The sequence below is a fragment of the Acinetobacter sp. TWP2-2-3 genome (assembly GCF_049896445.1).
Classification (GTDB): Bacteria; Pseudomonadota; Gammaproteobacteria; order Pseudomonadales; family Moraxellaceae; genus Acinetobacter.
On the sequence record NZ_JAFCUI010000010.1, the window covers coordinates 56,225 to 76,201 of the forward strand.

The following is a 19,977-nucleotide window of genomic DNA, read 5'->3' on the forward strand; positions in this document are numbered from 1 at the left end:
AACACAACTGCGGTGTCCGCTTGCTAAAAAACCACCCATTCTGCAAGATTTCTCAAAATTTTCTGCTAAGATGGAATGAACCTCAACGATAACATTAGATTGGAATAATACATGAGTAAGGCCTTACCGATTGCTGTCGCTGTTCTTTTAGGCGGTGCCGCGCTAGTACCTGTTTACTATGCAACTCAAAACCCAGCTGCTCAAACCTCAAAAGCATCTAAAGATGCCTCTGCTGTTTCTAAAATTAGCTATGCACTCGGTTATGAAGTCGCTCATCAAACTCCACCTGAGCTGGATATTAACAGCTTTGTGACAGGCGTTCGCGAAGGTCATGCCCGTACTGCTCCTGCTTATACTGAAGAAGAATTACAAGCAGCTTATGAGCAGTTCCAAAAAGAAATGCAGCAGAAGCAAGTGGATAGTGCCAAACAGGCTCAAGCATCAAGTGATACTTTCCTGACCGAAAATGCCAAAAAAGCTGGGGTAAAAACTACGGCATCTGGTTTGCAATATTTAGTGACCAAAGAAGGTACGGGCAAGCAGCCTGCAGCAAGTTCAATTGTAAAAGTACATTACACTGGAAAACTGGTCGATGGTACCGTGTTTGACAGTTCGGTTGAACGTGGCGAGCCGATTGAGTTCCCACTTAATCAGGTCATTCCAGGCTGGACCGAAGGTCTGCAATTGATGAAAGAAGGTGGTAAAGCCACTCTGTATATCCCATCTAAACTCGGTTATGGTGAACAGGGCGTGCCAGGTACGATTCCTCCACACAGTACTTTGATTTTTAATGTGGAACTCATCGAAGTAAAATAATCCACGAAAAGGAGAGCAACGCGCTCTCCTTTATTTTGAGAATGAATCATGAAAATACAAATAAGTTTGATGGTTTTACTGCTGAGTTCTGGCAGTCTGTTTGCCAAAGAAATTACCAATAAAAGTCCTGAGGCTGAACAGGTCGGCTACAGCTTTGGTTATCTGATGGGAAAAAGCAATGCCGATTCCTTACAAGGCATTGATCTGGATGCCTTCAGTGCCGGTTTAAAAGCGGCAGCCGCTGGGAAACAGGCGACTTTAAGTGAGGAAGACATGGCGCGAGTCTTGACCCAATTTAAGCGTCAGGCTGAAGCCAAAGAGCTGATTACCCTGAAAAAGCAGGCTGATGAAAATGCCAAAATTGGTCAGGCTTTCCTGGCTGAAAATGCAAAAAAACCGGGGATAAAAACCACAAAATCAGGTTTGCAATATCAGATTCTTCAGGAAGGAAAAGGTAAATCGCCGAGCGCAAACAGTAATGTCCGCGTACATTATGAAGGCCGTTTGATCGATGGTACGGTTTTTGACAGCTCGATTGCCCGTAATCAACCCGTGGTATTTCGTACCACCCAAGTCATTACCGGCTGGACCGAAGGTTTACAGCTGATGAAAGAAGGTGCCAAATATCGTTTCTTCATTCCGGCCGAACTGGCCTATGGACAGATTGGTTCAGGGGATGTAATTGAACCGAACAGTACTTTAATTTTTGATGTGGAATTACTGGAAATTATTAAATAATAAGTCCTATTTTTCCAGATCTAAAATCGGAGAGGTTCTATATTGGCCTCTCTTTTTTTATGGGCTTAAGTATCCTTAAATCGCAGGTTTTCATGTCACATTCCGATCAGTTTTGCTATGTTATGTTTTAATCAAGCAATTCAACAACAATAGAGGACGTCAGCATGGCAGCAATCAAGACTCGCGAAATTCATTATACTGCGCAGGATGGCAGCCCATTAATTGGTTATTTTGCCGCACCAGAAACAGATACCCCTGTTGCCGGTGTACTGGTCGCACCCGAATGGTGGGGTCGGAATGAATATACCGAACAGCGCGCCCGTGAACTTGCAGAACATGGCTATGCGGCCTTGGCCATGGACATGTACGGTGATAAAAAAGTGACTACCCATTCTAATCAGGCATATGAATGGATGATGCAGACTTTCGAGGATCCTGACACCATTGTGAATCGTGCAACCGCAGCGCTGAATACCTTGGCAGCACAGGACGAAGTCAATGCTGAGAAACTTGCAGCGATTGGTTTCTGCTACGGCGGCAAAGTCGTATTGGATCTGGCCCGTTCTAATGCACCTTTAAAAGTGGTGGCGACTTTCCATGCCAACCTGTCTCCGAAAGCACCGGCTCAGGAAGGTCAGGTACAGGCGGAAATCCTGGTGCTACATGGTGAACTGGACAGCATGGTGACCCTGGATGATGTGGCCGGTTTCCGTGAGGAAATGCATGCAGCAAAAGTCGAGCATGAAGTGATTGTTTTTGAAAATGCCAAACATGGCTTTAGCAACCCGCTTGCGGATGAACGGGCCAAATCCAATGGTGTGGATCTTGGTTACAATGCAGAAGCGGAACAAAAAGGTCTGGCAGCAATGTATGCCTTGCTAGACTGCCATTTGGCATAAATAGAAACAACTATCCGGCTTGTTCACAGGCTGAATATTTTAGATACTTCATGAAGAAAAGAAGATAAATCCTACCAGAGGAGAATGTGTATGATGGCTGAAACCAACTGCCCCTACTGCAATTTTGACGAATATGATGTCATTGCCAAAAATGATTATGGTGTGGTGTTGCCTGAACCGAATTCATTGTCCGAAGGTCACTGTGTGATTATTCCATTGCGGCATGTGGCCTCGTTTTTCGAAGTGACTGACAAAGAACGTAAAAGTTTGATGTCCTTACTGGAACAGGCACGCAATGAACTGCAATTACGTTACCAGCCTGCCGGTTTTCATGTCGGCTTTATTGATGGTGAAGTATTTCAGGAAAAGGTAGAACATCTGCATATTCATATTATTCCGCGTTATGCAGGCAAAACCTTAAAGCTGGATGAGCGCTGGGGAATTAACGATTAACCGGATTCTTTATCAAAAATAAATGCTCTACGGAGCGTTTATTTTTATGAAAGCCAAGTTCTATCAAGCTCGATGAACATCTACGTTTTTATCCCACTTTTCACATTCCCACCCTGCTGATTCCGCTATACTAGCTGCTGCTTATTCGGTTGCTAGGTATTCATGTTCGTATTTTCAGATGCCCTATTGGAATGGTTTGATGTGCATGGTCGTCATGACTTGCCCTGGCAGGTGACAGATGATCCCTATAAAGTCTGGGTCTCTGAAATCATGTTGCAGCAAACCCAGGTCAAAACTGTACTGCAATATTTTGAACGATTTATCCAGCGTTTTCCGACTGTTCAGGACTTAGGTTATGCCTCATGGGATGAGGTCGCACCCTACTGGGCAGGTCTCGGCTATTATGCCCGCGCCCGAAATCTGCATAAAGCTGCCGGCATCGTGACAGCACAGCAGCAGTTCCCTCATACTCTGGAAGAATGGATGGCCTTGCCCGGCATTGGCCGTTCAACCGCTGGCGCCTTGATGTCACTCGGTTTACGTCAATATGGCGTAATCATGGATGGCAATGTCAAACGGGTATTGTCACGTTTCTTTGCCATTGAAGATGATCTGTCCAAACCGGTGCATGAGCGTGCCTTATGGCAACTGGCAGAACAACTCTGTCCTATCGAACGCAATCATGACTATACCCAGGCAATTATGGATCTGGGCGCGACCGTATGTACCCCGAAAAAGCCTTTGTGTCTGTATTGTCCAATGCAGCAGCATTGCAAGGCACATCAGCAAGGACTGGAAAATGAATTGCCTTTCAAAAAGGCCAAAAAACCAGTTCCTGTACGCTCTGCTCAGGTCCTGCTAATCCAGTCCGGTACAGACTGGCTTTGGCAGCAACGTCCCAATAGCGGTCTTTGGGGCGGTCTCTGGTGTCTGCCAATTATTGAAAATGCACATGAATTTGAACAGCAATGCCAGCAACTTGGCCTGAAAAATATCCTCAAAAAAGTCCAGATCAGCCATAGTTTCACCCACTTCACCTGGCAGCTTGAAGCAATCGTTTTTGCAGTGGATCAGGATCAGCAGGAACATCTGGCGATTGAACTGCAAGGCAACTGGATGCGTCCAGAGACAGGCATTGATTGCGGTCTTCCAACAGCGATGAAAAAATTGATCTCTGCGGTAAATGTATGACATAGTCTGGACAAAGCAAAAAACCGATCAGCTCAGAATGAGCATTGCCAATATTTAAGGATGAATAGCGTGCGCCAATATCTTGCTTTGACCTGGGTGGCTTTAATTGCCATATTACTAACCGCCTGTAGCAGTACACCGAAAAAACCCCCTGCTGTACAGCTCAATCCTATCGTCGTGCAAAAACTGAAAAGTATGCGAGTGCCGTCCTCTCTGCCCATCCCGGTGGCACGCGTACAGGCACGTGAATTATCAGATACCTGGGGCGCTTCGCGCAGTCGCGGACGTTTACATGAAGGCATTGATATCATGGCTCCACGTGGAACCGAAGTCTTTAGCGCGACTGAGGGCCTGATTGCAGATTTACGTAACAACAATTTGGGTGGTAAAGTAGTCTGGATTCTGGGCCCGGGCGGCTCCTGGCATTATTATGCGCATCTGGATGGACATAAACGTGGCTTAAAAGTGGGCGACTATGTCAAAAAAGGCCAGCTGATCGGTTATGTCGGCAACAGCGGTAATGCCCGGCACACTGCACCACATCTACATTATGGAATTTATTTACAGGGTAAGGGTCGCGGTGTGGTCAATCCCTATCCCTATTTACGTTAATTTTAGGATATTTACATGTCAGAAGCGTTGATCAATCGTCTGGTAGAATTTGCTGAATCAGGCAATCAACAAAAAATTGTATTGAATGGTCAAACTTACCAGGGCTGGGTGATGGAAATTACCGAGGATGCGCTTCTGATCAGTACTGGTTATGCCGACAAGGCCGGTAAAGATATGTGGATTCTATTTAGCGATCTGGATCAGGCTGAATTGTCGTACTGGGACAATCAGCAGGATCAATGGACTGTGTTTAAATTATAAAACCATAAAAACAAGGAGCATCACATGACTGTGCAACGCTGTGGCTGGTGCTCCGATGATCCACTGTATATTGCCTACCATGATCAGGAATGGGGACAGGCCCTACTGGATGAAAATCGCCTGTTTGAAATGCTGTGTCTGGAAGGACAGCAGGCCGGTCTGGCCTGGATTACCGTTCTTAAAAAACGTGAAGCTTATCGTGAACATTTTTTTCAATATTCGATCGAATCTATCGCCTCACTTACAGATCAACAACTCCAAATAAAACTTGAAGATGCTAGCCTGATACGGCATCGCGGCAAACTCAATGCCATTCGCGAAAATGCCCAAGCATGGCTGAAGCTCCGACAGCAAGGAATCAATCTGGTGGAATGGCTCTGGTCTTTTACCCAGCAACCGCGATTGAATAATGATGTTGTGGATTATCGTCAGGCGCCTGCTCAAACCATTGAGAGCCAGAAGATGTCTAAAGCACTCAAACAGGCTGGTTTTAAATTTGTCGGACCCACCCTTTGCTATGCCTTTATGCAGGCCGTTGGTATGGTCGATGACCATGAAAATCATTGTGACTTTAAAACAATATCCTCGCATTTAAATAAGAGCTGAAATCATGTCGAATAATATTATTCAAGCTTATGCTGCCATGTCCGCAGGTGCGGAACTGGAACCTTATCAATTCGATGCCGGAGAACTGCAGCCGCATCAGGTCGAAGTCAAAGTGGAATACTGCGGTCTCTGTCATTCTGATATTTCAGTCATTAACAATGACTGGGGTTCTTCAGTGTATCCGGTCGTAGCAGGACATGAGATTATCGGCACCATTACCCATCTGGGTGCAGAAGCCAAAGGCCTGAAAGTTGGGCAACGGGTTGGCATCGGCTGGACAGCGGAAAGTTGTCAATATTGCGATCCTTGTATTTCGGGCCAGCAAGTGCTGTGTACTGGCGGTCAGGTGGCGACCATTGTCGGACATGCCGGTGGTTTTGCCGACAAAGTGCGTGCCGGCTGGCAATGGGTCATTCCCCTACCCGAAGATCTTGATCCTGAAAGTGCCGGACCCCTGCTCTGTGGCGGGATTACCGTCTTTGATCCGATCCTGAAACATCAGATTCAGGCCATTCATCATGTGGGCGTAATTGGCATTGGCGGTTTAGGACATATGGCCATCAAGCTGCTGAAAGCCTGGGGCTGTGAAATTACTGCCTTCACCTCGAACCTGGATAAAACTGATGAACTGAAAGCCATGGGCGCTGACCATGTAGTGAACAGTCGTGATGTCGCTGCATTAAAAGCCCAGCGTGGCAAGTTTGATTTATTACTGAGTACTGTCAATGTCACCTTGAACTGGCAGGCTTATCTGGCAACTTTGGCACCGAATGGCACTGTGCATATGCTGGGTTTACCACTTGAGCCGATGCAGATTCCGGCTGGCATGCTGATTGGTGGAGCCAAGTCAGTTACCGGTTCACCGACAGGTTCGCCGGCGGCATTACGTCAGTTACTCCAATTTGCTGCACGTAAAAATATTGCTCCGCAAATTGAAGTCTTCCCGATGTCACAACTGAACCAGGCGATTGAACATCTGCATTCTGGCAAAGCCCGTTACCGGATTGTACTTAAAGCAGATTTTACAGCTTAAATCCTGCCTATTTTTAGCTGTTAAAAAGACCCAGCGATTGGGTCTTTTTTATTGCAGGGCTTCAGGCAAGACCGCAATAGGTGAAGGCTTGGCCAGCTCGGTCTTCATTTTCTGCAGCATCTGATAAGGTTGTTGTTGCACGAACATATTTACGAAGGTCAAAGGAATAGAACCTTCCGGATTGGCATAACCATAGGTTGAAACCTTGACCTTGTTATTGGCTAGTTTCTGAAAAGTCCAGTCGCCCTGATAATCGGTTAAACGCACATAATCCGGATTTAAAGGATAGCCACTTTGGATGGCTTTATTCTTGATGGTGATCTGGCCATTGGCTTCCTTGATCATCTTGCCCTGTACAATCAGGTCACGGTCTTTTAAGGGAAATGGAAAATCCAGCACCATATACAGGGTAAAGTCACCTTTTTTATCATCGCGGGACAGGATCTTGATGCTACCCATATAGGGAACCCATTGCACGGCATGCTCAACATTCAAAATGAGGGAAACGGCATTTTCAACAGGCGCAGTATAGGTGGTTTCAGCTTTATAGAGAAAGACCGGGTTTTCTTCATTCTGGTAAGTCCAGACCTTGATATTATTTTTATGAATACTGAGTTTAGGCGTCCCGACAGGCTTTGCCTGTGCAATGGCACCAAGTGCCACTGCACAGAGCAGGAAAATCATTTTTTGCATTATATTATTCGTCTTATTCTAGTTTTATACTTTTTTATAAATGATTTTAACTCGGTTTTAAACCTGAATATCGTTAAAACCAAGCACGTTTTTCATATCATATTTACGCGCTTCACGACCTACGACCCAAGCCGCAGCACGTACCGCACCAGAAGCAAAGTTCATGCGATTGGTCGCTTTATGAGTAATTTCCACACGTTCCCCATCGGCAATAAACATGGCGGTATGTTCACCGACAATATCGCCACCACGAATGGTCTGGAAGCCAATGCTCTTACGCTCACGCGGACCGGTATGACCTTCACGGCAATAGACCGCATCTTCTTTCAGGTCACGGCCTAAAGTTTCCGCAATCGCCTCACCCCACATCAAAGCTGTACCCGATGGCGCATCTACTTTGTGACGGTGATGTGCTTCAATCACTTCGATATCTACGGTATCACCAAAAACTTTAGAGGCCAGTTCAAGCAATTTGATCGATACATTCACACCCACTGAATAATTCGCTGCATACACTACAGGAGTTTCCGTCGCAGATTGATCCAGATAGGCTTTTTGCTCATCATTCATACCCGTCGTACCGATCACGATGGCGACACCTGCTTCACGGCAGATTTTCAGATGATTGACGGTCGCTGCTGGCGCAGTGAAATCAATCACCACATCACAGTTTTTGACTACATCGCTAAGGCTACCCACCACCTTGACACCTGTTGCACCAATTCCGGCAAGTTCACCCGCATCTGCACCTAATAGTGTACTTTCAGGGCGTTCTACCGCAGCCGCCAACTGATAACCTGCTTCATGCACTGCCTGAATAAGGATACGTCCCATACGGCCGCCTGCACCTAAGATCCCAATGCGTGGTGTAGCTGACATAACATAGTCCTGATGTTGATCCAAAATTGCTCTTACTATAGCAAAACTGCAGAATAACACTAAGATGCATTGCATAAAAATCAATGAAAATACTCAAAGAGTGAAATCACTGATATTGATAAGAGTTTTAATCAAGCTTAAGAAGTTAGGCAATCACTTCCGTCAAAGCTATACGATATACATCAACTTGACTCGTCATATAGTTTTTAGCAATTACTCATATAACTGAAATAAGCTTATTCATAATTTTATCGCTATGATTTTGCATTGATTTACTGAGATTACTGATTTGTGAAGTTAAACAGACGACTTGCCAATACAGTTTTTCCTGTTTAGTCTCGCCATTATTAATTGAGCTCAAAATCTTGATGATTTAAATCTCAGTTAGATTAACAGGATTCTTATGCAAGACTTTTTACTAAATTTTAATTATGAATATCTACTTTTGAATTGATGAGCAGATAAGATTTTAAGTCTTATTGAGATTAAAAGGACTCAATTTTGCTTTATACAAAAATCAGTCCTTAGATTGAGCAAATGAATTATCTAGCTCTTAGGGAACTTATTAAAAATAATAATACCTAAAGCAAAATTTGCCTGGTCTATACAATTTTGAAAATTTTTCCACTTAAGGTACTTTGAAAGCACATTTCAAAACTGGGACGAATATCTTCACCATCTACAGTGATATGTTTTATATTGGAATGAGATTGTGTTTTAGAAAAATGATGATCGACTGTTGCTTGAATAGCGTGTTGAGCCCCAAACTGATCCTTCACACTGATACTTTGTTTAAGCATATCTATACCTTTAATAATAGTTAAAGTGGCAAAATCTCCACTAAAAATTGATGTTTCTTAATTTTATCTTTAAATAACTTTATGATTTAGCTTAAATAATTGATTTAGAGAAGTATAGAATGTACGGCCATCTAAGTTTAAATCTACCTCAACTCCAGATGAAAGAAGAACTCTTTTACCCACTTCAATTCTTTTTAAACCCTGACGTGTATTTTGCATTTTATTGAGAGGAATTAACGAAACAATAATTTCAGTACCATTTTTAGATTTTGCAATTAAATCATTTATTTTTAACAACTTGAATCCTGTTTTTCTAAAGATTTTTCCAATTTGGAAAATAACTTAAAATTAAATTTTGAACGATAAAAAAAGCACTTATTAAGTGCTTTTTTTTACTGTTTATTCTTGCTTAGATAGCAACAATATTTACAGCATTCGGTCCTTTTTGACCTTGAGCTACACTGAATTCAACCAGTTGGCCTTCCATTAAGGTTTTAAAACCTGAACTGGCGATTTCGCTGAAATGAGCAAAAACATCTGGACCTGATTCTTGTTGAATGAAACCAAAACCTTTAGTTTCGTTGAACCACTTTACAGTACCTTTAACAACATTTGAGTTTGACATAATATATCCTACTAATTTTTTAATAATTTTTAGTCAATTTATTGACTGAATATAACTTTGAAATAATAAAGAATGAGACTTAAAATCTGAAAAAAAACGAAGGATTATGACTAAAACTACGATACTTAAAGAAGATTTACCGAAACAAGACTTTTTTCTAGTTAAGTTAACTATACACGAAAAATTTAATTAATCAAGTTTTCTTATATATATATTTATTTTATTTATTAAAAAGTAAAATTTATAATTATTTCAATAAGATTAAGCTTTCATTGTCATGATAACAAAATAAGAGTAATCTGCTGTACTGGTAAATTTGATAAGTAATGAATGCGATTATATAGCTCTGTAATAACAATATTGGCCTTTTTAATTTCGGGAATGATGCTTTTTTCTCACTTACAAAATATCTATCACCCTCCAAATTTGGACTCATACTTTCTATTTAGATAGTCAAATATAAAAACAGAAACCGCTTTTTAGGCGGTTTTTATGTTTAAGCGAGACTTATCAAACAATAAATAGCATCTTCTAATCTAGAGTATCTTATCTACATAATAAAAAAGGACGCCTCAGCGTCCTTTTTTACTTTCACTCAATTAATCAAACAAACGATCAAAGAATGATTTTTTCTTTGGTGATGATTTGCTATCTTCACCATCCATGGTTTCTTGCAGTTCTTTTAACAGTTCACGTTGACGTGCACTTAAGTTGACTGGAGTTTCTACCACAATACGGCACAGCAAGTCACCTTGCATGCTGGTACGTACCGGTTTAACACCCTTACCACGTAAACGGAACAGTTTACCTGTTTGCGTACCTTCAGGAATTTTCAGACTAACACGGCCATCCAGCGTAGGAATCTGAACTTCCTTACCTAAGGCTGCATCAGCAATTGATACCGGCACATCCATATACAGGTCAGCGCCATCACGCTGGAAGATTTCATGCTCACGCACCACCACTTCTACGTACAAGTCACCTGACTGACCATCACGGATTGCTTCACCCTTACCGGTCAAACGAACGCGGTCGCCATTATCCACACCCGCAGGAATAGTGACTTCCAGAGTTTGCTGACGATCCGACACACCTGAACCATGACATTTATTACATGGGTTCTTGATGATCTTGCCCTGACCACGACAGGTACTACAAGTTTGCTGTACGGAGAAGAAACCTTGCTGCATGCGCACTTGACCAGCACCATGACAGGTACGGCAGGTTTCTACATCGTTTGGATTTTTTGAACCCTTACCATCACAGGCATCACACGGTGCCGGTGCAGTAAAGGTAATGGTTTTCTTGACGCCTTTGACCGCTTCTTCCAGGGTCAGTTCCATCACATAGCGTAAGTCAGAACCACGGCGTGCGCGCTGCTGGCCACGACCACCGCCGCCACCAAAAGCACCACCGAAAATATCACCGAACTGGCTAAAAATGTCTTCTGCGCTGAAACCACCGCCGAAGCCGCCACCGCCGCCCATACCACCTTCAAAGGCCTGATGGCCCATACGGTCGTACATGCTGCGCTTTTCACCATCAGAGAGCACTTCATAGGCTTCTGCTGCTTCTTTGAATTTCTCTTCAGCTTCAGCATTGTCCGGGTTACGGTCTGGATGATATTTCATCGCCAACTTACGGTAGGCTTTTTTGATTTCATCATCACTAGCGGTTTTAGCGACGCCCAAAACCTCATAATAATCACGTTTAGCCATGTCTGGCGATGCTCCTCACGGAATTTTGTTTAATATTCAACTGAGGTCTGAAATTGGGGTCAAACCGAGTTTTACAAGGGGAAATATGAAAAAAATTATATGCTTTAGAACACAGCTTTGTTTTGAGAGAATTTATGGATGCCTTTAAACCAGGCATTGATCAGGAAAATAAAAGCAATAAAGCTGAAAATCACGCCGGTCACCACACAGGCTTTGACCCATAACTGGCTGTCCCAGGCAAAGAAAAACAGGGGAATAAACCACAGCGCAGCGAAGATCGCCAAAATGGTATAAATCACGATATTGCGCATGATCCACAGCGCCTGTGCCTGTAACCAGACCTCGGCATAATCAACTTGAGCGACTTTACGTGCGAACCAGTAGGCCAATAGTCCACTAAACAGGGTAAATAAGGCCAAAAACATGAAGACATAAGCCATCGCTACGGAACGTCGCATCTTGGTTAATGTATCTTGAGTCATGTTCGGTTCAACCTCGTTACCGTATTGGCAGCTCGGCCAATGCAGCAATTACTTATTTTTTTAAATTATAAAAATCTCAGGTGCTACTATATTGAAAATTTCCAAATTTCGCACCTGAAATTATGACAAATTTAAACAGAATTTAAACTTTTTTTCACTTTAAACCACTGTGCATATAGGGCAGGCAGGAAAAACAAGGTCAATAATGTCGCCACAATCAACCCCCCCATAATCGCCACCGCCATCGGCCCGAAGAAAATACTGCGGGACAAGGGAATCATCGCCAGAACTGCAGCCAGTGCGGTCAATACGATCGGACGACAACGGCGTACTGTGGCATTGATGATGGCATCCCACTGCGACTCTCCGGCCTGAATATCCTGCTCGATCTGGTCAATCAGAATCAGCGAATTGCGCATGATCATTCCCGATAAGGCAATCGTCCCGAGCATCGCAACAAAACCGAAAGGTTTATTGAAAATTAACAGGAATAACACTACTCCGATAATGCCCAAAGGTGCAGTCAGAAATACAATAAAGGCCCGTGATATGCTCTTAAGCTGAATCATCAGCAAGGTCATGACGACTGCGAGGAATAAAGGCATGCCGGCATTCACCGAGTTCTGTCCGCGAGCCGATTCTTCAACTGTACCGCCCACTTGCAGCAGATAGCCATTCGGCAGCTCTGCCCGGATTTTTTCCAGTGGCTCTTTGAGTTCATTGACCACAGTAGCGGGCTGCAGTTTGCTACGAATATCGGCACGCACAGTAATGGTCGGCAAGCGGTTACGATGCCAGATCAGGCCTTCTTCAAAGCTGTATTCAATTTTGGCCAGCTGCGCCAAAGGTACCGATGTACCGGTTGCGGTTGGAACGGCCAGACTGGCTAAAGATGCTACCTCCACCCGTTCAGCCTGAGCACCACGTAAACGGATTTCGATCAGTTCACGTTTTTCCCGATACTGATCAATGCCGGCCCCTAAAATCGAGCTATTCAGTACATTGGCCAGTTCACTGCTGCTCACCCCAAGCTGACGGGCACGATCCTGATCAATCTGTAATTTGATGACTTTGCTCGGCTCGCCCCAGTCCAGATGCACATTGGTGGTATTTGGATTTTCTCCCACGGTGGCTGCAACTTTCTGCGCCCATTCACGAACTAATCCTAAGTCTTCACCCGATACCCGGAACTGCAGTGGATAGCCCACAGGTGGACCATTTTCCAGCAAGGACACCCGGGTACGCACTTCCGGCAATAACCTGCGAATCTGGTCACTTAAGGATTTGCGGATTTCATTACGGTCTTCCAGCGATGAAGCCAATACCACAAACTGGGCAAAACTGGTTTGCGGCAACTGCTGATCGAGCGGTAAATAGAAACGCGGCGAACCCATCCCGACATAAGCCACATAGTTATCAATGCCCTCTTGTTTCGATAAAAAGGCTTCTACTTTTTTTACTGCAGCTTCAGTGGCCTTCAGTGAAGCACCTTCTTCAAGTTTGAGATCCACCAGAATTTCAGCCCGGTTCGAGGGTGGGAAAAACTGCTGCGGCACCAGCTTAAACATTAAAATAGACAGAATAAAAATTCCGACCGTGGCAACAATGACAGTTTTACGATAGGTCACACAGGCATCGACCCAACGGCGAAAGCCCTGATAAAACCGGGTTTGATAAGGGTCATAATGTTCTCCGGCATGATGCACAATCGGCTGAGGTTCTGGCTGTTTGCGTAGACGTGCCCAGAGACGCTGATACCACGGCGCTTTCTGAATTAAATCCTTGTTGAAATCCGGCAGAAGTTTATCGCCTAAATATGGCACAAACAGTACCGCGGCAATCCAGGACACCAGCAATGCAATGGTCACCACCTGGAAAATCGAACGGGTATATTCCCCGGTACTCGATGCTGCAGTGGCGATCGGCAGGAAACCGGCAGCGGTAATCAGGGTGCCTGTCAGCATGGGAAAAGCCGTGGTGCGCCAGGCATGCCCGGCCGCCTGTAAACGGCTATAACCCTGCTCCATCTTAATCGCCATCATTTCAATGGCGATAATGGCATCATCGACCAAAAGACCGAGAGCCAGAATCAGGGCCCCCAGGGAAATTTTATGCAGTCCGACATCAAACAGCTGCATACCGGCAAAAGTCATGGCCAGCACCAGCGGAATCGAGAAAGCCACCACCAGACCGGTCCGGAAACCGAGCGAGAAAAAACTGACCAGCAATACGATAACCACCGCTTCTGCCAGCACTTTCATAAATTCGTTAATGCTGCGTTTGACTGCCACCGGCTGATCGGAGACTTTTTGCAGCTCCATGCCGAGTGGCAGAGCTTTTTGCAGGCGGGCGAATTCCTGTTCCAGATTTTTACCCAAGGCAATGATGTCCCCACCCTTGCGCATCGATACAGCAATACCAATGCCGTTTTCGCCCATAAAGCGCATCCGGGGCTGTGCCGGATCACTAAAGCCTCGATAGACTTCTGCGACATCTCCCAGCTGAATAGTTTTGCCATTGACCAGCAGCGGCATCTGTCTTAATTCTTCAACACTGTTTAATGCACCACTGACTCGCACCTGAATCCGGTCTGAACCGGTTTCAAAAAAACCGGACTGGGTGGTGGCATTTTGCTGCTGCAGGGCTTGCTGAATCGCCATGACTGGAACGCCCAGCTGAATGGCCTTGGTATTGGAAATCTCAATCCAGATTTTCTGGTCTTGTAGGCCAATCAGCTCAACTTTGGCAACATCTTTGACCCGTTGCAGTTGCAGCTGTAAGCGGTCGGCGTATTCCTTGAGGGTCGCATAGTCAAAATCTTTACCCTTGAGCACATAAATATTGCCAAAGGTATCGCCGAATTCATCATTAAAGAACGGCCCTTGTACCCCTTGTGGCAATTCATGCCGGATATCGCCCACCTTCTTGCGCACGTTATACCAGACATCAGCGACATCTTTCGAAGCCAGGGAATCCTTGGCAACAAAAGTCACCATGGATTCACCCGGACGCGAATAGGCCATGATGCGCTCATACTGTCCCGTGGTCATCAGTTCCTTTTCAATCCGGTCAGTGACCTGCAGGGAGATTTCTTTGGCACTGGCACCCGGCCAATAGGTCTGGATTACCATGACTTTAAAGGTAAAAGGTGGATCTTCACTTTGTGACAGTTTGGAATAAGAGACGATGCCGATCAGACCGAGCAGGATCATGAAATACAGCACCAGACCTTTATTTTTTAAAGCCCATTCCGACAGGTTAAAGTTCATGCTTAACTCCCTGCCTGAATGGTCACACGACGGTTTTCACGATCAATCGGATTGATTTTTTGCTGGTTACGCAGCAGATGTACGCCACCAATCACCACATAGTCTTCCGGCTTGAGCCCACTGAGTACAGGAACACTGTCCCGGCCATAGGCACCGAGCTGGACCGGGACTTTACGTAAGGTATGATCGGGCTGGACCACCATGACATAAGCCTGCTGATCCGTTGCCGAGACACTGGATAGCGGCACACTGAGCATATTATCGCGGCTGTGCTGAAAAAATACCCGGGCACTTTGTCCCAGCTGGATCTGGCCATTGCCTTCACGTAAGGAAACTTTAACCCTGAAGGTCCGCGACTGGTCTGCTGCCGGTGAAATCTCGCGAACAAAAGCGGCAAATTTTTCTTCAGGTTTGGACCATAATGTCACTGTAGCTGCCTGTCCAACCTTGATCTCCGAAATAGCCTGTTCCGGTACGCCAATTACCACTTCACGCTCACCGGCAATCGCCAGTTCATACGCCGCCTGCCCGGCAGCCACCACCTGTCCTGTTTCTATATTGCGTGCAGTGATCACGCCGTTTCTGGTGGCAATCAGCTGGTTATAAGCAGTCTGGTTTTTAGCGGTATCATAATTGGATTGTGCCTGCTTCAGATTTGACAGGGCGGTCTTGTACTGGTTTTCGATCGCGTCATATTGTGAGCGGCTCACGGCATTGGATGGCAATAACTGCTTGAAACGTTGTAATTCATCCTGAGCAATCTTAGTGGCAGACTGCGCGCTTTCCAGCTGGGCACGTGCTGCATTCAGCTGCAGCTGGGCATCTTTGACATCTAGAGTTGCCAGGACTTGCCCGACTTTGACCTGGTCACCCACATCGGCGAAGCGCTGGGTCACCTGTCCAGCGACCCGAAAGGCCAGCGCCGTTTGCTGGCGCGCCTGCACATCACCGGCATAACTTTTTAATTCATGCTGTGAAGTGGTGGGTGTGGCCACCATGACAAAGGGAACTTCCTGTTCTGCTGCAGCAGTATCTTTGCTGCACCCGGTTAAGGTCACGCTGCAAAGCACCACCATGCCAGCCAATACGCTGTAAATCCTGCTCATCTTATTCGCTCTTATCTGATCATCTTTTTTAGGGCAAACTATGCTGATATATTGAATTGCTTGTTTTTTAATTAATATACCACCAGGTACACTAATTACAACTGAATCATCAAAGCAATGACCGTGTTGACTTTTTTTGGAAGAAATTGTGCAAATACCTGTAGGACGACCCAAGGATCTGGAAAAGCGTCAGCGCATACTCAGCGTGGCCAAAGCGCTGTTTTTAGCGCATGGCTATCATGCCTCCAGCATGAACCAGATTGCACGTGAGGCAGGTGTAACCAAGCTGACGGTGTATAACCATTTTCAGGATAAGGCGACCCTGTTTAGCTGTGCGATTGAGGATACCTGTGAAGCCATTCTGCATGAACATCCTCAACTCTTGCAGCCGAGCAGTGACTTTGCGCAGGAGTTTTATCAGGCCTGTCAGCGCGCTTTAAATATTATTCATTTACCAGAAGCGATCAAGCTGGACCTGCTACTGATGGAACTGGCCTCGCAGCAAAGTCCTCTGGCAGAACAGTTTTATCAGGCCTCGCATAGCAAACTGGATGCAGTCTGGAATGATTTCTTTGCTCTGGCCCAGCAATACCGCTTTATTCGGGTCGATCTTCCAGAAAAACAGACCGAGCTGATCGTGTCCCTGCTGACGGGAACCCGTCATCAGAAAATCCTGCTGGGTCTCAGCCCTCCCCCTTCAAGCGCAGAACAGCAACAGATTATTAGCGAGGCCATTGAACTGTTTATGCTGAAATATGCCCTGCCGGATTAACTCCTTTCTTTCGGACTGATCACCGATCACCGTATGTGGCCTAAAAGTTGCTAAAAAAGTAGCCAATGCTCTGCAACTTTTGTCTCTAGGGGACTTGGATTGTCATGCAGTCGCGGTATAGTCAAAGCATGCATGTGAGGGAATAAAAAATGATTCAACAGATTGATGCACCACTACGCGAAGACGTACGCTTACTGGGTAATTTGCTTGGGGAAACCTTAAAATTACATGCCGGGCAGGATTTGTTTAATCAGATCGAGCAGATCCGTGCCCTGTCCAAAGGCGCTCGCGATGGACAGGTCGAAGCAGAAAAACAACTGGAACAACTGTTTTTGAGTCTGGAAGATGCAGAAATCCTGCCACTGACCCGTGCTTTTACCCACTTTTTAAACTTTGCCAATATTGCCGAACAATATCATGTGGTACGTCGTCGCCGTCAGAGCGAGTTTGATGACACTGCAGAATCGCCCAATCCTCTGGTGCCTTTATTTGAAAAATTTAAACAGCAGGAGATTTCTGCCGATACGCTGTATCAGCAAATCTGTGAACTGAAAATTGAACTGGTCCTGACCGCCCATCCCACAGAAGTCAGCCGCCGCACCCTGATTCAAAAATATGATGGCATCAATAATGCCCTGTCCAAATTCGACCAGCAGAAACTGACGCCACGTGAACGTCAGGCAGTCCTGGCCGATCTGAAACAGCTGATCAGCTCCGCCTGGCAAACCGATGAAATCCGTCAGCATCGCCCGACTCCGATCGATGAAGCCAAATGGGGTTTTACCACCATTGAACAGACCCTGTGGAATGCGGTCCCGAAATTTATCCGCGAACTAAATGGCATGGTGCAAGCGCAATGTGGCCAGAACCTGCCCTTAGATGTAGCGCCAGTACGTTTTGCCTCCTGGATGGGTGGTGACCGTGATGGCAACCCGAATGTCACCCACACCGTCACTCAGGAAGTACTGTGGCTGTCGCGCTGGAAAGCAGCCGACCTTTATGTACGTGATATTGAAAACCTGCGCTGGGAACTGTCCATTCAGCAATGTAGTCCGGAAATTTCCGAAGCCTTGGGCCAGCCCCATCCTGAACCCTATCGTGAATATTTACGTGACACCCGTACCCGCCTGAAAGCGACGCGGCACTGGCTGGCAGAAAAATTAAAAGGCAATGATGCCGATGACAGTCTGGTGATTAAAAGTAAAGACGAACTTTTACAACCGCTCCTGACCTGTTACCGCTCGCTGATGGACTGCAATCTGGCTGAAATTGCCAATGGCAGCCTGCTGGACTTTATTTACCGGGTCAACAGTTTTGGGATCGAACTGCTAAAACTAGATATCCGCCAGGAATCCGGCCGTCACCGCCAGGCGATTTCAGCCATTACTGAATATTTAGGACTGGGGAATTTTGAAACCTGGACCGAACAGGCCCGTCAAAACTTTTTATTGCAGGAATTGCAAAGCAAACGTCCGTTACTGCCGAAACATCTGAATGAACCGGCCGGCAGCCTGATTGAACATCCGGATGTACAGGAAGTCTTTGCCACCATGCGCACACTGGCCGAACAGCCGAGCGAGTCTCTGGGTGCCTATATTATTTCCATGGCAGAATATCCAAGTGATGTCTTGGCGGTACTGCTTTTACAAAAAGAAGCCGGGATTGAACAGGCGTTACGGGTGGTTCCCCTGTTTGAAACATTAAAAGATCTGGATGGTGCAGCCGCAACCATGTCGACCCTGTTCAATATGCACTGGTATAAACAGCATATTCAGGGCAAACATGAGGTCATGATTGGCTATTCGGATTCTGCCAAAGATGCCGGTTTTATGTCGGCCAACTGGGCACAGTATCGTGCCCAGGAAGAACTGACCGCAGTTGCCCAGCAACATGGCGTGCAATTGACCCTGTTTCATGGTCGTGGCGGTTCGATCAGCCGTGGTGGTGCGCCAACCCAGCAAGCCTTGTTCTCTCAGCCACCGGGCTCTATTTCCGGTGCAATCCGGGTGACTGAACAGGGCGAAATGATCCGCTTTAAATTCGGGCTGGAAGAAATCGCGCTGCAAAATCTGGAAATTTATACTGCTGCAACCCTGGAAGCGACGCTGCTGCCGCCACCTGAGCCGAAACAAGAATGGCGCGACCTGATGCATCAAATGACCGAACTGTCGGTTCAGGTCTATCGCCAGACCGTACGGGAAAATCCGCATTTTGTAAAATACCTGCGTACCGTTACTCCTGAGCTTGAACTACAAATGCTGCCGCTGGGTTCACGTCCTGCCAAACGTAAAGTCAGCGGCGGCATTGAATCCTTGCGTGCCATCCCTTGGGTATTTGCCTGGACCCAGATTCGCCTGATGTTACCTGCCTGGCTCGGGACCGGTGCTGCACTGAATGAAGTCCTGGATCAGGGACAACGTACAGTACTCGATGAGATGCTGGCCGAGTGGCCATATTTCCAGACCCTGATTGATATGCTGGAAATGGTATTGTCTAAAGCCGATGCCCATGTGGCACTGTATTATGAATCGCATCTGACTCAGGATGAAGATATGAAAATTCTGGGAACAGAGTTACGCCAGCGTTTGCAAGATGCTGTACAAACCTTGTTAAGCTTGAAAGGCGAGTCGAAACTGCTCAGCAGTAACGGCGTACTGGATCAGTCTATGAAGGTGCGTAAGCCGTATCTGCTACCCTTGCACTTGCTGCAAGCTGAACTGATGAAACGTCGCCGTTTATATCTGCAACAGCAACAGGCCGAAAACACCCCGGTGGATCATGCGCTGATGGTCAGTATTGCCGGGATTGCGGCCGGTCTGCGTAATACTGGCTAAGCAAAAATGCCCATTTGAAAGCACATCCTGGTGATGTGCTTTTTTATTGACCAGTCAATAGCCAGGAAATATTTTATTTTATATAGTAAATCAGATTTATTTATAGATACCCCTATTCATAATAAGAAATTAATCTACTGATTTCACTTTACTTTTAACCCAGTATTCTTTTACCGCCCGGTAAAATCTT

20 protein-coding genes are annotated in these 19,977 nt (G+C 45.8%); 11 read left to right on the forward strand and 9 right to left on the reverse strand.

Translation table 11 applies throughout. From position 1 onward, the window contains the following. Positions 1-111 precede the first annotated feature (111 nt). The 9 genes from ACP7AK_RS12700 to ahr all read left to right on the forward strand — a co-directional run bounded on the left by ACP7AK_RS12700 (position 112) and on the right by ahr (position 6,609). Positions 112-816 (forward strand): FKBP-type peptidyl-prolyl cis-trans isomerase, encoded by a 705-nt coding sequence (locus ACP7AK_RS12700; protein WP_425880040.1) that lies wholly within the window; start codon positions 112-114, stop codon positions 814-816. A gap of 48 nt (positions 817-864) precedes the next feature. Continuing rightward, positions 865-1,554, forward strand: coding sequence for an FKBP-type peptidyl-prolyl cis-trans isomerase (locus ACP7AK_RS12705; RefSeq protein WP_222110638.1), 690 nt, complete (start codon positions 865-867; stop codon positions 1,552-1,554). Between the two features lie 164 nt (positions 1,555-1,718). After that, positions 1,719-2,453, forward strand: coding sequence for a dienelactone hydrolase family protein (locus ACP7AK_RS12710; protein ID WP_425880041.1), 735 nt, complete (start codon positions 1,719-1,721; stop codon positions 2,451-2,453). 93 nt (positions 2,454-2,546) lie between these two features. Next, positions 2,547-2,906: an HIT family protein gene (locus ACP7AK_RS12715; RefSeq protein ID WP_026055739.1), complete on the forward strand. Its 360-nt coding sequence runs from the start codon at positions 2,547-2,549 to the stop codon at positions 2,904-2,906. A gap of 162 nt (positions 2,907-3,068) precedes the next feature. Next, a complete protein-coding gene (gene mutY / locus ACP7AK_RS12720; RefSeq protein WP_425880042.1) occupies positions 3,069-4,097 on the forward strand; it encodes an A/G-specific adenine glycosylase in 1,029 nt (342 codons plus the stop codon). Between the two features lie 60 nt (positions 4,098-4,157). Continuing rightward, positions 4,158-4,709, forward strand: a complete 552-nt coding sequence (locus tag ACP7AK_RS12725; protein ID WP_143115403.1) for a M23 family metallopeptidase — start codon at positions 4,158-4,160, stop codon at positions 4,707-4,709. 15 nt (positions 4,710-4,724) lie between these two features. Next, the gene (locus tag ACP7AK_RS12730) at positions 4,725-4,970 is read left to right on the forward strand and encodes a hypothetical protein (protein WP_071850146.1); all 246 of its coding nucleotides are present in this window, start codon (positions 4,725-4,727) and stop codon (positions 4,968-4,970) included. 24 nt (positions 4,971-4,994) lie between these two features. After that, positions 4,995-5,576 (forward strand): DNA-3-methyladenine glycosylase I, encoded by a 582-nt coding sequence (locus ACP7AK_RS12735; RefSeq protein ID WP_425880043.1) that lies wholly within the window; start codon positions 4,995-4,997, stop codon positions 5,574-5,576. 4 nt (positions 5,577-5,580) lie between these two features. After that, positions 5,581-6,609: an NADPH-dependent aldehyde reductase Ahr gene (gene ahr, locus ACP7AK_RS12740; protein WP_004647676.1), complete on the forward strand. Its 1,029-nt coding sequence runs from the start codon at positions 5,581-5,583 to the stop codon at positions 6,607-6,609. Between the two features lie 48 nt (positions 6,610-6,657). On the opposite strand, the gene ACP7AK_RS12745 is transcribed toward ahr, so the two are convergent. The 9 genes from ACP7AK_RS12745 to ACP7AK_RS12785 form a co-directional block, all read right to left on the reverse strand. Continuing rightward, entirely contained in the window at positions 6,658-7,302 is a 645-nt protein-coding gene (locus ACP7AK_RS12745; protein WP_425880044.1) for an START domain-containing protein, read from the reverse strand. 57 nt (positions 7,303-7,359) lie between these two features. Further along, positions 7,360-8,181 carry a 4-hydroxy-tetrahydrodipicolinate reductase gene (gene dapB / locus ACP7AK_RS12750; RefSeq protein WP_425880045.1) on the reverse strand — a complete coding sequence of 274 codons (822 nt, stop codon included), beginning with the start codon at positions 8,179-8,181 and terminating at the stop codon, positions 7,360-7,362. Between the two features lie 602 nt (positions 8,182-8,783). Further along, entirely contained in the window at positions 8,784-8,981 is a 198-nt protein-coding gene (locus ACP7AK_RS12755; protein WP_004280859.1) for a hypothetical protein, read from the reverse strand. Between the two features lie 69 nt (positions 8,982-9,050). Then, positions 9,051-9,278: a hypothetical protein gene (locus ACP7AK_RS12760; RefSeq protein WP_004647679.1), complete on the reverse strand. Its 228-nt coding sequence runs from the start codon at positions 9,276-9,278 to the stop codon at positions 9,051-9,053. A 112-nt stretch (positions 9,279-9,390) separates the two neighbouring features. After that, entirely contained in the window at positions 9,391-9,606 is a 216-nt protein-coding gene (locus tag ACP7AK_RS12765; protein ID WP_004280856.1) for a cold-shock protein, read from the reverse strand. Positions 9,607-10,205: 599 nt separating this feature from the next. Continuing rightward, complete coding sequence (dnaJ, locus tag ACP7AK_RS12770; protein WP_005104999.1) at positions 10,206-11,324, reverse strand: molecular chaperone DnaJ; 1,119 nt, start codon at positions 11,322-11,324, stop codon at positions 10,206-10,208. Between the two features lie 104 nt (positions 11,325-11,428). Then, on the reverse strand, positions 11,429-11,806 hold the full coding sequence (locus ACP7AK_RS12775) for a hypothetical protein (RefSeq protein ID WP_005249514.1): 378 nt from the start codon (positions 11,804-11,806) through the stop codon (positions 11,429-11,431). A gap of 131 nt (positions 11,807-11,937) precedes the next feature. Next, positions 11,938-15,075 carry an efflux RND transporter permease subunit gene (locus ACP7AK_RS12780; protein ID WP_425880046.1) on the reverse strand — a complete coding sequence of 1,046 codons (3,138 nt, stop codon included), beginning with the start codon at positions 15,073-15,075 and terminating at the stop codon, positions 11,938-11,940. A gap of 2 nt (positions 15,076-15,077) precedes the next feature. After that, the gene (locus ACP7AK_RS12785) at positions 15,078-16,181 is read right to left on the reverse strand and encodes an efflux RND transporter periplasmic adaptor subunit (protein ID WP_416706012.1); all 1,104 of its coding nucleotides are present in this window, start codon (positions 16,179-16,181) and stop codon (positions 15,078-15,080) included. 148 nt (positions 16,182-16,329) lie between these two features. On the opposite strand from ACP7AK_RS12785, the gene ACP7AK_RS12790 reads away from it, so the two are divergent. Beyond that, entirely contained in the window at positions 16,330-16,953 is a 624-nt protein-coding gene (locus ACP7AK_RS12790) for a TetR/AcrR family transcriptional regulator (RefSeq protein WP_409666686.1), read from the forward strand. Between the two features lie 149 nt (positions 16,954-17,102). Continuing rightward, positions 17,103-19,787, forward strand: a complete 2,685-nt coding sequence (ppc, locus tag ACP7AK_RS12795) for a phosphoenolpyruvate carboxylase (RefSeq protein WP_425880047.1) — start codon at positions 17,103-17,105, stop codon at positions 19,785-19,787. Positions 19,788-19,977: the final 190 nt, after the last annotated feature.